This window comes from Mycobacterium cajalii (assembly GCF_045809005.2).
Taxonomy (GTDB): Bacteria; Actinomycetota; Actinomycetes; order Mycobacteriales; family Mycobacteriaceae; genus Mycobacterium.
Genome location: NZ_CM141436.1, coordinates 4,397,818 through 4,413,747 on the forward strand (window position 1 = coordinate 4,397,818; position 15,930 = coordinate 4,413,747).

The 15,930-nt window shown below is 69.6% G+C and carries 15 protein-coding genes; 5 read left to right on the forward strand and 10 right to left on the reverse strand.

The annotated features are described in order from the left end of the window. Together ACJ512_RS20825 and ACJ512_RS20830 are read left to right on the forward strand one after the other, a co-directional pair. The gene (locus tag ACJ512_RS20825) at positions 1 to 540 is read left to right on the forward strand and encodes a cysteine hydrolase family protein (protein WP_369737915.1); all 540 of its coding nucleotides are present in this window, start codon (positions 1 to 3) and stop codon (positions 538 to 540) included. Then, positions 528 to 1,457, forward strand: a complete 930-nt coding sequence (locus ACJ512_RS20830) for an NAD-dependent protein deacetylase (protein ID WP_407685803.1) — start codon at positions 528 to 530, stop codon at positions 1,455 to 1,457. Before ACJ512_RS20825 ends, ACJ512_RS20830 begins: the two co-directional genes overlap by 13 nt. Here the strand turns inward: ACJ512_RS20830 and ACJ512_RS20835 are convergent. Continuing rightward, positions 1,454 to 2,722, reverse strand: coding sequence for a cytochrome P450 (locus ACJ512_RS20835; RefSeq protein WP_407685806.1), 1,269 nt, complete (start codon positions 2,720 to 2,722; stop codon positions 1,454 to 1,456). The two genes, ACJ512_RS20830 and ACJ512_RS20835, sit on opposite strands and share 4 nt — an antisense overlap. Before the next feature lie 101 nt (positions 2,723 to 2,823). Between ACJ512_RS20835 and ACJ512_RS20840 the strand changes: the two genes are divergently transcribed. The 3 genes from ACJ512_RS20840 (at position 2,824) to ACJ512_RS20850 (ending at position 4,467) form a co-directional block, all read left to right on the forward strand. Next, entirely contained in the window at positions 2,824 to 3,474 is a 651-nt protein-coding gene (locus ACJ512_RS20840) for a TetR/AcrR family transcriptional regulator (protein WP_369737910.1), read from the forward strand. 61 nt (positions 3,475 to 3,535) lie between these two features. After that, the gene (locus ACJ512_RS20845) at positions 3,536 to 4,039 is read left to right on the forward strand and encodes a MarR family winged helix-turn-helix transcriptional regulator (protein ID WP_369737908.1); all 504 of its coding nucleotides are present in this window, start codon (positions 3,536 to 3,538) and stop codon (positions 4,037 to 4,039) included. Between the two features lie 8 nt (positions 4,040 to 4,047). Beyond that, positions 4,048 to 4,467 (forward strand): DUF5313 domain-containing protein, encoded by a 420-nt coding sequence (locus ACJ512_RS20850; protein WP_369737906.1) that lies wholly within the window; start codon positions 4,048 to 4,050, stop codon positions 4,465 to 4,467. Here ACJ512_RS20850 and proB read toward each other — a convergent pair. From proB to ACJ512_RS20895, 9 genes are all read right to left on the reverse strand, one after another. Next, positions 4,460 to 5,587 carry a glutamate 5-kinase gene (proB, locus tag ACJ512_RS20855; RefSeq protein ID WP_407685802.1) on the reverse strand — a complete coding sequence of 376 codons (1,128 nt, stop codon included), beginning with the start codon at positions 5,585 to 5,587 and terminating at the stop codon, positions 4,460 to 4,462. The genes ACJ512_RS20850 and proB overlap by 8 nt on opposite strands. After that, a complete protein-coding gene (obgE, locus tag ACJ512_RS20860; protein ID WP_407685801.1) occupies positions 5,584 to 7,026 on the reverse strand; it encodes a GTPase ObgE in 1,443 nt (480 codons plus the stop codon). The genes proB and obgE overlap by 4 nt, the downstream gene beginning before the upstream one ends. Positions 7,027 to 7,117: 91 nt before the next feature. Beyond that, positions 7,118 to 7,372: a 50S ribosomal protein L27 gene (gene rpmA, locus ACJ512_RS20865; protein WP_369737901.1), complete on the reverse strand. Its 255-nt coding sequence runs from the start codon at positions 7,370 to 7,372 to the stop codon at positions 7,118 to 7,120. 14 nt (positions 7,373 to 7,386) lie between these two features. Further along, the gene (gene rplU, locus ACJ512_RS20870) at positions 7,387 to 7,698 is read right to left on the reverse strand and encodes a 50S ribosomal protein L21 (RefSeq protein WP_144955348.1); all 312 of its coding nucleotides are present in this window, start codon (positions 7,696 to 7,698) and stop codon (positions 7,387 to 7,389) included. Positions 7,699 to 7,904: 206 nt separating this feature from the next. Then, positions 7,905 to 10,670, reverse strand: a complete 2,766-nt coding sequence (rne, locus tag ACJ512_RS20875) for a ribonuclease E (protein ID WP_369737898.1) — start codon at positions 10,668 to 10,670, stop codon at positions 7,905 to 7,907. Between the two features lie 296 nt (positions 10,671 to 10,966). After that, positions 10,967 to 11,377, reverse strand: coding sequence for a nucleoside-diphosphate kinase (gene ndk, locus ACJ512_RS20880; protein WP_369737897.1), 411 nt, complete (start codon positions 11,375 to 11,377; stop codon positions 10,967 to 10,969). Positions 11,378 to 11,406: 29 nt separating this feature from the next. Then, positions 11,407 to 11,799, reverse strand: a complete 393-nt coding sequence (locus ACJ512_RS20885; protein WP_369737895.1) for a DUF4233 domain-containing protein — start codon at positions 11,797 to 11,799, stop codon at positions 11,407 to 11,409. Next, a complete protein-coding gene (gene folC, locus ACJ512_RS20890; RefSeq protein WP_369737893.1) occupies positions 11,796 to 13,244 on the reverse strand; it encodes a bifunctional tetrahydrofolate synthase/dihydrofolate synthase in 1,449 nt (482 codons plus the stop codon). Before folC ends, ACJ512_RS20885 begins: the two co-directional genes overlap by 4 nt. Further along, positions 13,241 to 15,883, reverse strand: coding sequence for a valine--tRNA ligase (locus ACJ512_RS20895; protein WP_369737892.1), 2,643 nt, complete (start codon positions 15,881 to 15,883; stop codon positions 13,241 to 13,243). The genes folC and ACJ512_RS20895 overlap by 4 nt, the downstream gene beginning before the upstream one ends. Positions 15,884 to 15,930 lie beyond the last annotated feature (47 nt).

Genomic DNA, 15,930 nt, shown 5'->3' on the forward strand with positions numbered 1-15,930 from the left:
ATGAGTGACACCGCCGTCTTGGTCGTCGACATGATGAACACCTATCGGCACCCCGACGCCGAAGAACTGATACCCAATGTCGGCAACATCATCGAGCCGCTGTCGGATCTGGTCCGCCGCGCGCGCGAATCCGGCGGTGTCGACCTGATCTACGTCAACGACAACTACGGCGACTTCAGCGTGGAGTTCTCCGACATCGTCGAATCCGCACTCGGCGGCGAACGGCCCGACCTGGTGAAGCCGATCGTGCCGGCCGAGGGCTGCCGGCTGTTGACCAAGGTCCGCCACAGCGTGTTCTTCGGGACGGCGCTGGAGTATCTTCTGCACCGCCGCGGCACCAAGCGGTTGGTGTTGACCGGGCAGGTCACCGAGCAGTGCATCTTCTACAGCGCGCTCGACGCCTACCTGCGCCATTTCCCGGTCGTGGTCCCCACGGATGCGGTCGCCCACATCTACGAGGAGTTGGGTGAGGCGGCTCTCAAGATGATGCAGCGCAACCTGTCCGCGGAGCTCACGACCGCGGCGGAATGCCTGAGCTGACCGCCGAGCGTGCGGGCACGCACGCTCGCGAAGCGCGCGGGGCCGCTAACCTCGAAGAGGTGATCGCCCGCGCAGAATCGCCCGAGTTGGTGGCGCTGCTGGCCGGTCGCCGCGTCGCCGTGCTCACGGGTGCGGGAATCTCCACCGACTCCGGCATTCCGGACTACCGGGGCCCCGATTCACCGCCGAGCAACCCGATGACCATCCGCCAGTTCACGTCGGATCCGGTCTTCCGGCAGCGCTACTGGGCGCGCAACCACGTCGGCTGGCGCCACATGGCCGACACGCTGCCCAACGCGGGCCATCGGGCGCTGGCCGCCCTCGAGCGCGCGGGCGTCGTCACCGGCGTGATCACCCAGAACGTCGACCTGCTGCACACCAGGGCAGGCAGCGTCAACGTGATCGACCTGCACGGCACCTACGCGCGGGTGGTCTGCCTGGGCTGCGGCCACACCATGAGCCGCGCCGCGCTGGCCGACGCACTCGAGGCACTCAACCCCGGCTTCCTGGCGCGCGCCGGGGCGCTCGGCGGCCTGGCGGTGGCTCCCGACGCCGACGCCGTCGTCGCCGACACGACGACGTTCCGGTACCTGGACTGCCCGCGCTGCGCCGGCATGCTCAAACCCGACATCGTCTACTTCGGCGAGAGCGTGCCCAAACACGTCGTTTCCCAAGCCTTTTCACTGGTTGAGCGGGCCGATGCCCTGCTCGTCGCCGGTTCGTCGCTGACCGTGTTCTCCGGCTACCGGTTCGTGCGGCGCGCCGCCGCGCTCGGCATTCCGGTCGCCATCGTCAACCGGGGCCGCACCCGCGGTGACGACCTGGCCGACGTCAAGGTCGAGGGCGGATGCTCGGAGTTGCTGACCCTGCTGGCGTGCGAACTGGGCGGGGCGGTGGCGCCACTGCCGAACTCCTAGAAGTCGCAGGGCATGCTGCGGATGGCGTGGATGAAATTGCCCGGCACGTACGAGGGCTCCCCCGCCTGGATGTCGGGCAGCTGACGCAGCAGTTCCCCGAAGATGGCGCGCAGCTGCGCCCGGGCCACATGGGCGCCCAGGCAGAAATGCACACCGCCGCCACCGAAACCGACGTGCGGATTGGGGTCGCGGCCGAGGTCGAAACGGTCCGGACGGTCGAACACGTCGGTGTCCCAGTTGCCCGACGGGTAGAACATCACCACCTTCTCCCCCGCCTCGATCTGCTGGCCGGCCAGTTCGAAATCCGTTGCGGCCGTGCGGCGGAAGCTCATCACCGGGGACGCCCAGCGGATGAACTCCTCGACCGCGGTGCCGATGCGGTCCTCGAACGCCACGCGCAGCCATTCGCGCTGGGCGGGAAAGTCGGTGAGCGCCTTCATCGCGTGGCTGGTGGTCTGGCGGGTGGTGTCGTTGGCGGCCACCGAGAGCAGTACGAAAAACGCCGAGACGTCCGCGTCGGTCAGCCGGTCGCCGTCGACCTCGGCGTTCACCAGCGCGCTGAACAGGTCGTCGCCGGGCCGGGCGCGGCGCTCGGCGGCCAGTGCGCCGGCGACCTGGTGCAGGTACACCTGGTTCTCGACCAGCACCTGCATCGGGTCACGGCCGTCGAGGTAGACGGGGTCGGCCCACGACACCAGCGCGTCGGCGGCCTGCGCGACCCGCTCGCGCTCCGACTCCGGGATACCCACCATGTCCGACAGCGTGCGGATGGGCAGTTGCTTGGCGCAGTGCTCGACGAAATCGACGCCACCCCCGGCGGCGCGCAGCTCGCCGACGATGGCGTGGGCGTTCGTCCGGATCGAGTCCTCGATACGACGAACCTGCCGCGGGGTGAACGCGGCGCTGACCAGTTTGCGCAGCTTGGTGTGCCGCGGCGGGTCCATCGCCAGGAAGGACTGCGAGGCCTCGAGCAGGTCCACGGGGATGTTCTCGAACATCACCCCCTTGCCGGACAGGAACACCTCGTTGCCGCGGCTGACCGTGACGATGTCGGCGCGCCGGGTGACCGCCCAATAGCCCCGGTCGTCGGGGTCGTGCATCAGCGCGTCCTGGACCGGGGGATGCCAGCTCACCGGGCGTTCGGCGCGCAGCACGGCGAACGAGCGTTCCCGCTCGGCGGCGGTCTTCGACCAGAACGCGCGCGAGGACAGATCGATCGGGTCGTAGGCGCGGTTCGTGCCGGGCTTCCCTGCCATCACCGTCATCGTCGAGACCCTTCCCATGACGCCAGTCACACCGTAACGCCGACACTATGCCTAGACACTATGTCTAGTCAAGGTGTCGATCGGGTGGCTATGCTGGGCGAATGCCGTCGGTGACCCGCAAGCCGCAGGGCCGCCGCGAGGAGGGCCGCGAGCAGCGGCGGGAGCGGATGGAGCGCCGCCTGCTCGACGCCACCGACCGGCTGATGCGCGCCGGCGCCAGCTTCACCGAACTCAGCGTCGACCGGCTGTCGACCGAGGCCGGCATCTCGCGCGCGAGTTTCTACGTCTACTTCGAGGACAAGGGCCACCTGCTTCGCCGCCTCGCCGGCCAGGTGTTCGCCGACCTGGCCACCGGCGCCGAACGCTGGTGGGACGTGGCCTGGCGGCACAATCCGGAGGACGTGCGCGCCGGAATGGCCGGCATCATCGACGCCTATCGGCGCCACCAGCCGGTGCTGGTCGCGCTCAACGAGATGGCCGGCTACGACCCGTTGACGGCCCAGACCTACCGCGAATTGCTGACGGCCGTCTCACAGCGACTCACCGGTGTCATCGAGGAGGGACAGGCCGACGGCTCGATCCGCCGGGAACTTCCCGCGGCCACCACCGCCAACGCGCTCACCTGGATGGTCGAGCGGGCCTGCCAGCAGAACCTGCCCGACCAGCCCCCGGACTACGACGCGGAGCTGGCCAGCACGCTCGCCGAAATAGTCTGGGGAGCTTTGTATCTCAAGCCGACTGGGGCGCCATGACCGGCCCCGTGTGACCAGCGCAACTTGGTTAGCACACTAACTATTAGCGTACGATGTGTATGTGGCCCAGCCCGCGCCGGAAATCGACCCGCTCGCCCTCGAACAGCAGGTCTGCTTCGCGCTGAGCATCACCAACCGGGCCGTCCTGGCCGTCTACCGGCCCCTGCTGGAGCCGTTGGGGCTCACCCACCCGCAGTACCTGGTGATGCTCGCACTCTGGGATCATCGCAAGGCATCGCCGGGCCAGCGGAAACCGTTGGCGGTCAAGGAGATCGCCGCCATGTTGCAGATGGACTCGGCCACGCTGTCGCCGATGCTCAAACGCCTGGACGCGCTCGGCCTGATCACCCGCAGCCGCAACCCGGCCGACGAGCGTTCCACCGCGGTGCACCTCACCGACCGCGGCGTGGCCCTGCGTCGACGCGCGCAGGACGTCCCGTCCGCCGTCGTCGCGCGCCTGGGCGTCGACCTGGCCGAACTTCAGCACCTGCACCAGGTGCTGACCCGGATCAACTCCGCGGCCCTGGCCGCCGGCGCTCTGCAGTCCTCAAACCCCCGCCCCTAGGAGCCACGATGGCCAGCGACAAACCCAACCTGTTCCAATACATCGCCTACTCGTACGGCCGGTGCCTTCCGGATTCGATGCGCGCCTGGGTCGCCGACGACCTGGCGGGTCCGGGCGCCGTGCGCAGGCACATGATCCGGTGGTCGATACCACCGCTTTTCGTCCTCGCCCCGTTCTGGCTGCTGCCCGCGTCGCTGTACGTGCACACCGAGATGACCGTGCCGGTCTACATCTGGGCGCTGCTGGTGTCGCTGGCCCTGAACAAGGTCTGGCGGCGGCACCGGCTGGCGCAGCACGGGCTCGACCCGAACCTGGTCGATGCGCTCAAGCACGAGAAACAAGCGCAGATGCACGAGGACTACGCGCGCCGTTACGGGCCGCGACCCGAATCGGCGGCCTGGCAGGCCAACAGCAACCCCTTCAACTGACCAGTCCCACGGGGCCGTTCACCGCGACGAGGTCGTCGGCGTGCACCGGTGGGCGGCGCAGTTCGTCGGGCAGCGCCGAGGTCGAGCGGCCCATCATCGTGGCCAGTTCGGAGGCGTCGTAGGCGACGACACCGCGGGCCACCATCACCGCGTCGGGGCCCCGCAGTTCGACCACGTCGCCGGCGTAGAACCGGCCCGACACCGCGATGACACCGGCGGCCAGCAGAGATCGGCGCTGGCCCACCACCGCCCGCACCGCGCCCTCGTCGAGGGTCAGCGCGCCGGCGGCCTCGGCGGCGTAGCGCACCCAGAACCGGCGGGCCGACATGCGATTGGGCCGGGCGGCGAACACCGTGCCGGCCGAGGCGTCGGTGAGCGCGGTCGCGGCGTCGGACGCGGCGGCCAGCAGCACCGGGACCCCGGCATCGGCGGCCAGCAGCGCCGACGACATCTTCGACACCATTCCGCCGGTGCCCAGGTGGCTGCCCGGGCCGGCGACCACGCCGTCCAGGTCCGCCGCGCCGGATACCTCCGGGATGAACCGTGCGCCCTCGGTCGTGCGGGGGTCGGCGTCGTAGAGGCCGTCGATGTCGGACAGCAGCACCAGCGCCTCGGCGCCGACCAGGTGGGCCACCAGGGCCGACAGCCGGTCGTTGTCGCCGAACCGGATCTCGTTGGTGGCCACCGTGTCGTTCTCGTTGACGATGGCCACCGCGTGCAAGGCCCGCAGCCGGTCCAGGGTGCGCTGGGCGTTGGTGTGCTGGGCCCGCATCGAGATGTCGTGCGCGCTCAGCAGCACCTGCCCGACCGTGCGGCCGTACCGGGCGAACGCCGCGCTCCACGAACTCACCAACGCGACCTGCCCCACGCTGGCCGCCGCCTGCCTCGTCGCCAAATCCTTTGGGCGCCTAGACAGGCCGAGCGGATCGATGCCCGCGGCGATGGCTCCCGAAGACACGATGACGACGTCGGTGCCGGCCTTCATGCGCGCCTCGATGGCATCGGCCAGTCCGGCCAGCCGGCCGGCGTCGAACACACCGGACGACGTGGTCAAAGCGTTGGTCCCGATCTTGACCACCAGGCTGCGGGCGGACCGGATGGCCTCGCGGTGCTCGCTCACGAGTCGTCACCGCGTTCGCGCCTGCGGCGCCGGGCGGCCTTGCGCTCGTCGGCGCCGATGCGCTCGGTGCGCTCCAGCCGCGCGTCGGTCCCTCTCCCGGACATGGGAACTTGGCGCCCGGCGGGCGTTTGCGGCTCCCAGTCGAACGTCATCTCGCCGATCGTCACCGCGCACCCCGGCCGGGCGCCCAGCCGCAGCAGTTCGTCTTCGACGCCCAAGCGCGCCAGGCGGTCGGCGAGATAACCCACGGCCTCGTCGTTGTCGAAGTTGGTCTGGCCGATCCAGCGCTCGGGCCGCGCGCCGGTGACGACGAAACCGCCCTGTCCGTCGGGTTCGACGGTGAAGCCGCCGTCGTCGACGGGGACCGGCCGGATCACCGGCCGGCGCGTCACGGCGGGCGGCTGGGCGGCGCGGTAGGCCGAGATCATCTGCCACAGCCCGAAGATCAACGGCTGCAGGCCTTCGCGGGTGACCGTGGACACCGGGAACACCGGCCAGCCCCGCTCGGCGATCTCGTCGCGGACGAACTCGGCCAGCTCACGGGCCTCCGGGACGTCGATCTTGTTGAGCACCACCGCGCGGGGTCGTTCGGCGAGGTCACCCAGCGCAGCGTCGCCCTGCAACGTCGGCGTGTAGGCGGCGAGTTCGGCTTCCAGCGCGTCGATGTCGGAGATGGGGTCGCGACCCGGTTCGGCGGTGGCGCAGTCCACCACGTGCACCAGCACCGCGCACCGCTCGATGTGGCGCAGGAAGTCCAGGCCCAGACCGCGGCCCTGGGACGCGCCGGGGATCAGGCCGGGCACGTCGGCGACGGTGAACGCATGCTCACCGGCCGAGACCACACCGAGGTTGGGGACCAGGGTGGTGAACGGATAGTCGGCGACCTTCGGTTTGGCCGCCGAGATCACCGACACCAGCGAGGACTTCCCCGCCGACGGGAACCCGACCAACCCGGCGTCGGCGACGGTCTTGAGCTCCAGTGTCAGGTCGCGGGATTGGCCGGGCTCACCGAGCAGCGCGAAGCCGGGTGCCTTACGGGCGCGCGATGCCAGCGCGGCATTGCCCAGACCGCCGCGGCCGCCGGCGGCCGCCTCGAAGCGGGTGCCGACGCCGACCAAATCGGCCAGCAGCCGGCCGTTCTCGTCCAGCACGACGGTGCCGTCGGGAACCTTGACCTCCAGATCCTGGCCCGCGGCGCCATCGCGGTTGTTGCCCATCCCCTGCTTGCCGGACGGCGCGGTGATGTGCGGCCGGAAATGAAAGTCCAGCAGCGTGTGCACCTGGGGATCGACGACGAACACGACGCTGCCGCCGCGGCCGCCGTTACCGCCGTCGGGACCGCCCAGCGGCTTGAATTTCTCGCGGTGGACCGACGCGCAGCCGTTACCGCCGGAGCCGGCCCGCGTGTGGACGACGACGCGATCGACGAACCGGGGCATCGAAGATCCTCTCACCTACCCCGGCAACCAGTTGACCCGAGATCGACGTTTCGCGGCTGCAGGCTGCCCGGGAAAGCCAGGCGTCCGCCCGTCAGGCCTCCGCGACGATGCTGACCGTCTTGCGGCCCCGCTTGATCCCGAACTCGACCGCGCCGGCCTCCTTGGCGAACAGCGTGTCGTCGCCGCCACGCCCGACGTTGACGCCGGGGTGGAACTTGGTGCCGCGCTGACGGACCAGGATCTCGCCGGCCTGGACGACCTGGCCGCCGAACCGCTTGACGCCCAGCCGCTGAGCATTTGAGTCGCGGCCGTTGCGCGAGCTCGAAGCACCCTTCTTGTGTGCCATGTCTGCCGCCTTCGCTACTTGATTCCGGTGACCTTGAGGACCGTCAGCTGCTGACGGTGGCCCTGGCGCTTGTGGTAGCCGGTCTTGTTCTTGAACTTGTGGATACGGATCTTGGGGCCCTTGGTGTGTTCGAGCACCTCGCCGGTCACCGCGACCTTGGCCAGCGCCGCGGCGTCGGTGGTGACGGTGGCGCCGTCGACCACGAGCGCGACCGGCAGCGACACCTGGGCGCCGGGCTCGGACTCGAGTTTCTCGACTTTGACCACATCCCCGACGGCGACCTTGTACTGCTTGCCGCCCGTCTTGACGATTGCGTAGGTCGCCATCGTTGCTCCTGCCTCTTTCTCGCCTCTGTTTTGCCGCGCTTCGCGCGCATGCCACCGGCGGTGTGCGTGGTGGGTCTGGGTGCGGGTCCGTGCCGATCGCCCGGAAATCCCGCTCTAGCCGGGCCGGTCTGCTCGCCCCGCCCGGCGACAACTGACCAAGGGTACGTGACCAGCGGCTACAGGGTCAAACCGGACGCACTCCCCGATCAGTCCAGCTGGATCGGCGGGCCGGCCGGCCGGCCGGCCGCGCGTCGCCGCCGCGGACGACGGGCAGCCCACGCGGTGTCGTCGTCGCCGTCCTCGTCGTCGGAGTCGTCCTCGTCGTCGTCGGAGTCGTCGGAGTCGTCCTCGTCGGAGTCGTCCAGATCCTCGTCTTCGTCCTCCATGTCGAGGTCCTCGTCGTCGCCGAGGTCTTCCTCCTCGTCGTCGAGGTCCTCCTCGTCGTCGCCCTCGTCGAAGTCCTCGCGGTCCACGTCGTCCGCGCCGGCCGCGCGCCGCTCCTCCGTCGGGCCGCCGCCCTCGCCGTTGAGCTCCTCGCCCGACTCGTCGGATTCGTCGTCGTCGCGCCCGGCGCCGGCCGACGACCCCGCCGCCATCGCCTTGAACATCGGATGCTCACCGGGAGCGTGCACGGGCACCTTGGCCACCGCGGGCTGGCCGGCGGGCTCCTCGGACCGGTTCTTCCTCGATCGCTTGCCTCGCCGACCGCCGGATTCGGATTTGCGCCCGTTGGCCGGCGCCGAGTCCACCGGGTCGGCGTGCAGCACGATCCCGCGGCCACCGCAGTGCGGGCACGAGCTGGAGAACGCCTCGACGAGGCCCGTTCCCAACCGCTTGCGGGTCAACTGCACCAGCCCCAAAGAGGTCACCTCGGACACCTGGTGGCGGGTGCGGTCGCGGGCCAGCGCCTCGGTCAGCCGGCGCAGCACCAGGTCACGGTTGGACTCCAGCACCATGTCGATGAAGTCGATCACCACGATGCCGCCGACGTCGCGCAGCCGCAGCTGGCGAACGATCTCCTCGGCCGCCTCCAGGTTGTTCTTGGTGACCGTCTGCTCGAGGTTGCCCCCGGACCCGGTGAACTTCCCGGTGTTGACATCGATGACCGTCATCGCCTCGGTGCGGTCGATCACCAGGGTGCCGCCCGAGGGCAGCCACACCTTCCGGTCCATCGCCTTGGCCAGCTGTTCGTCGATGCGGTGCACCGCGAACAAGTCCGGACCCTCGGCGCTGGCGGGCTCGTATTTGGTCAGCTTCGAAACCAGCTCGGGCGCAACGGAATCGACGTAATCGTTAATCGTCTTCCACGCCTCGTCGCCGGAGACGACGAGGCCGGAGAAGTCCTCGTTGAACAGGTCGCGGATGACCTTGACCAACACGTCGGGCTCTTCGTAGAGCGCGATCGCGGCGCCGGCGGCCTTCTGCTTGGTCTCGGCCGCCTTGGCTTCGATCTGCTTCCAGCGCTCCTGAAGACGCGTGACGTCCTTGCGGATCTCCTCCTCTTTGACGCCCTCGGACGCGGTGCGGATGATCACCCCGGCGTCCGACGGCACCACCTCGCGCAGGATGTCCTTGAGTCGCTGACGCTCGGTGTCGGGCAGTTTGCGGCTGATCCCGGTCGACGACGCGCCCGGCACGTAGACCAGGAAGCGACCCGCCAGCGACACCTGCGTGGTCAGCCGCGCGCCCTTGTGCCCGACCGGGTCCTTGCTGACCTGGACCATGACGTAGTCGCCGGGCTTGAGGGCCTGTTCGATCCTGCGGTCCGACCCGCCGAGTCCGGCCGCCTCCCAGTTGACCTCACCGGCGTAGAGCACGCCGTTGCGACCGCGACCGATGTCGACGAAGGCCGCCTCCATCGACGGCAGCACGTTCTGCACGATCCCGAGGTAGATGTTGCCCACCAGCGACGCCGAGGCGGCCGACGTCACGAAATGCTCGACGACGATGCCGTCTTCGAGCACCGCGATCTGGGTGTAACGCGCACCGGGGTGCGGTGGTTCGGTGCGGACCCGGTCGCGCACCACCATGACGCGCTCGACGGCCTCACGGCGCGCCAGGAACTCGGCCTCGGTCAGCACCGGTGGGCGGCGCCGCCCCGCGTCGCGTCCGTCACGGCGCCGTTGCCGTTTGGCCTCCAGCCGGGTCGAGCCGTCGATACCCTTGATCTCGGCCCCGCCACTGCTGTTACCGGAACCGTCGGAGCCCTTGCCGCCGCGCGAGGCACGCTCGTGCACAACCGTGTTCGGCGGGTCGTCGGGCGAGGCGGACTCGTCGTTGTCGTCGCCGGAACCCGATTTGCGGCGGCGCCGCCGGCGCCGCCGGCGGCTGCCACCCTCCGACGAACCGTTCTCGTCGTCTCCGGAGTCGCCGTCGTCGGAGTCGTCCGAGTCGTCGGAGTCGTCGGAATCCGGGGAACCGTCGGTGTCGCCGTCGTCACCGGTGTCGCCCTGGCCGTCGGGTCCGCCCTGCTCACCGCGGCCGCGGCCCCGGCCGCGGCGGCCACGACGACGGCGGCGGTTGGCCGGTCGATCGCCCTGCTCGTCGTCGTTGTCGTCGGAGTCGGAGTCGGAGTCGTCGGTGTCGTCGGAGTCGTCGTCCTCGCCGACGGCTCGCTGCCCGGTCTCCACCGGTTGCGGCGCGACGAACAGCGGCATGTAATGCGGACGGTCAGCGGCGGTTTCGGCGCTCTCGGTGCCTTGTGCGGGCTCGGCCTCCCCCGACGGCGGTTCGTCGACGACGTCCACCGCGGGCTTGGCGAACAGCAGGTCGCGCACCCGCAGCGCGTCCTCGCGGTCCACGCCGGACTGGACGTTGCGCATCTGCCCGTCGAGGGTGACGAGCGCCTCCAGCACCTCTTTGTTGGTGCTGCCCAGCGCTCGCGCCAGCTGATGAACCCTCAGGCGGTTCGGCAGGTCCTCCGGCGGCGTCGGCTCGCGAGATGTGTCTGAAGTTGGGGCACCGTCTACCACGTAATCTCCTCAAGCCCCCGGGCGCGTCGTTGCGACGCGGCCACGCGAGGGCTGCGCTATGTGCCCGGGTCACTTCTCCCGGACTTGTCAATGGCCTCGCCCCGAGCGGCTCGTGTCGAACCCACTCGGCGCCGTGCTGAATGACGGCCTGACATGCTGCGCCATATCACGTGACGGCGATTGTCGCGCTTGTCCAAGTCTTCATCCGAGTGTCCGACGCCGGTCCGGCGACGTTCACCCGCTGCCAGTATCCCACATCACGCCGCGGACCCGACGACCCCCGAGCTTTGGGACCGCTACGCGTCGGGAAACCACAGCGCGATCTCGCGCTTGGCCGAATCGGCCGAATCCGAGCCGTGCACCAGATTGAACTGCGTCTCCAGCCCGAAATCGCCCCGGATCGTGCCGGGCGTGGCCTTGTCCACCGGGTCCGTGCCCCCGGCGAGCTGCCGAAACGCGGCGACGGCCCGCGGTCCCTCCACGATCGCGGCCACCACCGGGCCCGAGGTGATGAATTCCAGCAGGGACCCGAAGAACGGCTTGTCTTCGTGTTCGGCGTAGTGCCGGGCGGCCAGTTCCTGGTCGACGGAGCGGAGTTCGAGCGCCGCGATGGCGAGGCCCTTACGCTCGATGCGGTTGACGATCTCGCCCACCAACCGGCGCTCGACGCCGTCGGGCTTGATCAGTACGAGAGTCCGTTCGGTCACTTTCCAGAGCGTACAGAACGAGGCACCGCTCACTCCGGCGGCGGTCGCCGCGGCAGATCCTGAGCCTGCCGCCGCCGCACCTCGGCGCGAAAGTAGGCGATCAGCGCCCACACTCCGGCGAACACCACCCCGATGAACCCGATCCCCGGATAGACGAAGACACCCGCGAGCAGCACCACCTGCACGCCGAGATTGAGCCAGATCGCCCAGGGCCGGCGCTGTAGCCCGGCCAGCAGGATCAACAGCGTCGCCAGCCCGACCAGGTATCCCAGCGACACCGCGGTGAAGCCGGCGCCGACCATGCCGACGACCGGTATCGCCAGCAGCACCACGATCGCCTCCAGGATCAGCGTGGCGGCCATCACCGCGCTGAAGCCCTTCCACGGGTCGGGCTGTGCGTTCTGGGGAGCCTGCCCGGTCATTCGGGATCACGCCCGAACAGGGTCCGCGCGGCCCCGGCCGTCACCACCGAGCCGGTGACGACGATCCCCGTGCCGGAGAACGCCTCGCTTTCGCCCTGCGCTTCTCCGCGCAATGAGGCCTCGTCGACCAGCGCGGTCGCGACGTCGATGGCGTCGCGCAGGTTCTCGGCGGTCGTCACCCGATCCGGCCCGAACAGCTGGCGCGCCGCCAGCGCCAGCGACTCGACATCGAGCGCGCGCGGCGACCCGTTGTGGGTCACGACGACGGAGTCGAACGCCGGCTCCAGCGCGGCCAGGATGCCGTCGACGTCCTTGTCGGCCAGCACGCTGAGCACACCGACCAGGTAGCGGAAGTCGAACTCGCCGGACAGCGTCTGCGCCAGCGCGGCGGCACCGGCCGGATTGTGCGCGGCGTCGACGAACACCGTCGGCGCGCTGCGCAGGCGTTCCAGCCGGCCCGGGCTGGCGACGGCGGCAAAACCGGCGCGGACGGCGTCGACGTCGAGTTGGCGCTGCGCGCCCGCCCCGAAGAAGGCCTCCACCGCCGCGAGGGCCACCGCGGCGTTGTGCGCCTGGTGCTCACCGTGCAGGGGCAGGTAGATGTCGGAATACACCCCGCCCAGACCCTGCAGCTGCAGCATCTGCCCCCCGATGGCGACCTGGCGGCCCAGCACCGCGAACTCGGAGTCCTCGCGGGCCACGGCGGCGTCGGCCCGTACGGTCTCGGCCAGCAGCACCTCCATCGCCTCGGGGGCCTGGCGGGCGATGATCGCGACGGTGTCCGGCGCGCCCTCGGGGGCTTTCGTGATGATGCCGGCCTTCTCCCCGGCGATCGCGGCGATGTCGTCGCCGAGGTATTCGACGTGGTCGATGCCGATCGGGGTGATGACGGCGACCGGCGCGTTGATCACGTTGGTGGCGTCCCATCGACCCCCCATGCCGACCTCGATGACCGCGACCTCGACCGGCGCGTCCGCGAACGCGGCGAACGCCATGGCGGTGAGGACCTCGAACTTGCTCATGGCCGGCCCGCCGGCGGCCTGGGACTGCGCGTCGACCATCTGGACGTACGGCTCGATCTCCCGGTAGGTCGACACGTATTGCGCCGGGCTGATCGGCTTGCCGTCGATGGCGATGCGCTCGACCGCCGACTGCAGGTGGGGACTTGTGGTCCGGCCGGTGCGACCGTGCAGCGCGGTCAGCAGGGCGTCGACCATCCGCGCCACCGAGGTCTTGCCGTTGGTCCCCGTGATATGGATCGACGGGTAGCTCTTCTGGGGTGAGCCCAGCAGGTCCAGCAGCGCGTTGATCCGGGTCAGGCTCGGCTCGATCTTCGTCTCGGGCCAGCGCTGGTCGAGCAGGTGCTCGACCTGCCACAGGGACGCTATTTCGTCCGGGGTGGGTGCCGCGTCGCCCCCCGACCCCCACTCGGGCTGCTCGCTCATCGCAGCCCGGCCAGCCTCGCGGTGATCCGCTCGGTTTCCTCGCGGGCCACCCGCTGGCGGTCCCGGATCTTGTCGACCACATGCTGGGGGGCCTTGGCCAGAAAATCGGCGTTGTCGAGTTTCGCGGCGGTCGAGGCGAGCTCCTTTTGCGCTACGGCCAAATCCTTTTCGAGGCGCCGGCGCTCGGCGGCCACATCGATGGTGCCGGAGGTGTCCAGTTCGACGACGTGGACGTCTCCCATGCCCGGACCCAGAGAAACCTCCAGTGACGCCGAGGGGCTGAACCCGGGACCGGGTGCGGTCAGCGAGGTCAAGGCCCGCACTTCCGCGCTCAGCTCTCCGCCACCGGCCAAACGGGCCGGCACCTTCTGCCGATCCGCCAGACCCTGATCGCTGCGGAACCGCCGGATTTCGGTGACGAGCTTCTGCCTGTCGCTGATACGTTGCGCCGCAACCGGATCCAGGGCGATACCCGAGGGTTGCGGCCACTCGGCGATCACCAGTGACTCCCGGTGGGTCAGGGCCTGCCACAGCGCCTCGGTGACGAACGGGATCACCGGATGCAGCAGTCGCAGCAGCGTATCGAGCACCGCGGCCAGCACGGCGGTGGTGTGCGTGAGGCCGTTGGCAAGCTGCACCTTGGCCCATTCGACGTACCAGTCGCAGAATTCGTCCCACGTGAAGTGGTAGAGCGCCTCGCATGCCCGCCCGAACTCGTAGCCGTCGAACGCCGAATCCACCTCGGCGCGAACCTCCTCCAGCCGTCCCAGGATCCAGCGGTCGGTGTCGGTGAGGTCGGCCGGGTCCGGCAGCGGGGCCGGACTGGCGCCGTTGAGCAGCGCGAAGCGGGTGGCGTTGAACAGTTTGGTGACGAAGCTGCGCGACGCCCGTACGGCGTCTTCCCCGACGGCCAGGTCGCTGCCGGGACTGGCGCCGCGGGCCAGCGTGAACCGCAGCGCGTCGGCCCCGAACTCCTCCACCCAGTCCAGCGGGTCGATCACGTTGCCCTTGGACTTGCTCATCTTGCGCCCGGATTCGTCGCGGATCAGGCCGTGCAGGAAGACGTCGGTGAACGGCACCTGCGGACCGCGGCGGCCGCCGAGGGTGAGGACGTCGTCGCCGCCGACGAAGGTGCCGAACATCATCATCCGGGCCACCCAGAAGAACAGGATGTCGTAGCCGGTCACCAGAACGCTTGTCGGATAGAACTTTTCCAGCTCCGGGGTCCTCTCCGGCCAGCCCAGCGTGGAGAACGGCCACAGCGCCGACGAGAACCAGGTATCCAGCACGTCGGGATCCTGTTGCCAGCCCTCCGGGGGCGTCTCGTCCGGGCCGACGCACACCTGCTCGCCGTCGGGCCCGTACCAGATCGGGATGCGGTGACCCCACCACAGCTGCCGCGAGATGCACCAGTCGTGCATGTCGTCGACCCAGGCGAACCAGCGCGGCTCGAGGCTGGCCGGATGAATCACCGTGTCGCCGTTTCGGACCGCATCCCCGGCGGCCTTGGCCAGCGATTCGACCCGGACCCACCACTGCAGCGACAGCCGCGGTTCGATCGGCTCGCCGCTGCGCTCGGAATGCCCGACGCTGTGCAGGTAGGGACGCTTTTCCTCGACGACCCGGCCCTGGGCCGCCAGCGCTTCGCGCACCGCGACACGCGCTTCGAAGCGGTCCATGCCGTCGAATTGTGTTCCGGTGCCGGTGATCCGGCCGCTGGTGTCCAGGATGGAGATCATCGGCAACTCGTGCCGCAGCCCGATCTCGAAGTCGTTTGGGTCGTGTGCGGGCGTGACTTTGACCGCGCCGGTGCCGAATTCGGGGTCGACATGTTCGTCGGCGACGACGATGAGCCGGCGGTCCACGAAGGGGTGCGGCAGGTGGGTGCCGACCAGGTGCCGGTAGCGCTCGTCGTCGGGATGGACCGCGATCGCGGTGTCACCCAGCATCGTCTCGACCCGGGTGGTGGCGACCACGATGTGGGGCTGCGAGTCGTCGAGCGAGCCGTACCGGAACGACACCAGCTCGCCCTCGACGTCGAGATAGTTGACCTCGAGGTCCGAGATCGCGGTCTGCAGCACCGGCGACCAGTTGACCAGCCGTTCGGCCCGGTAGATCAGCCCCGCGTCGTAGAGCCGCTTGAAGATGGTCCGCACCGCGCGCGAAAGGACCTCGTCCATGGTGAACCGGTCGCGGCTCCAGTCCACGCCGTCGCCGAGGCGACGCATCTGGGTGCCGATGGCGCCGCCAGATTCGCGCTTCCAGTCCCAGACCTTCTCGACGAACAGTTCGCGGCCGAGGTCCTCCTTGGTCTTGCCGTCGACCGCGAGCTGCCTTTCCACCACGCTCTGGGTCGCGATGCCCGCGTGGTCCATGCCCGGCTGCCACAGCACCTCATACCCCTGCATGCGCTTGCGGCGGGTCAAGGCGTCCATCATGGTGTGTTCCAGGGCATGGCCCATGTGCAGGCTGCCGGTCACGTTCGGCGGGGGCAACACGATCGAGTACCCGGGCCGGCCGCTGGTCGGGTCCGCCACGAAGTAGCCGGCATCCAGCCACTTCTGGTAGATCAGGCTCTCCGCCGCACCGGGATCCCACGATTTGGGCAGGTCGGTGTCGGAGCTGGGGCTGGCGGTCACCCGTCAATTCTAGGAAGCGCCGCGCGCCGGCCTGTAAGCGCCCGAAT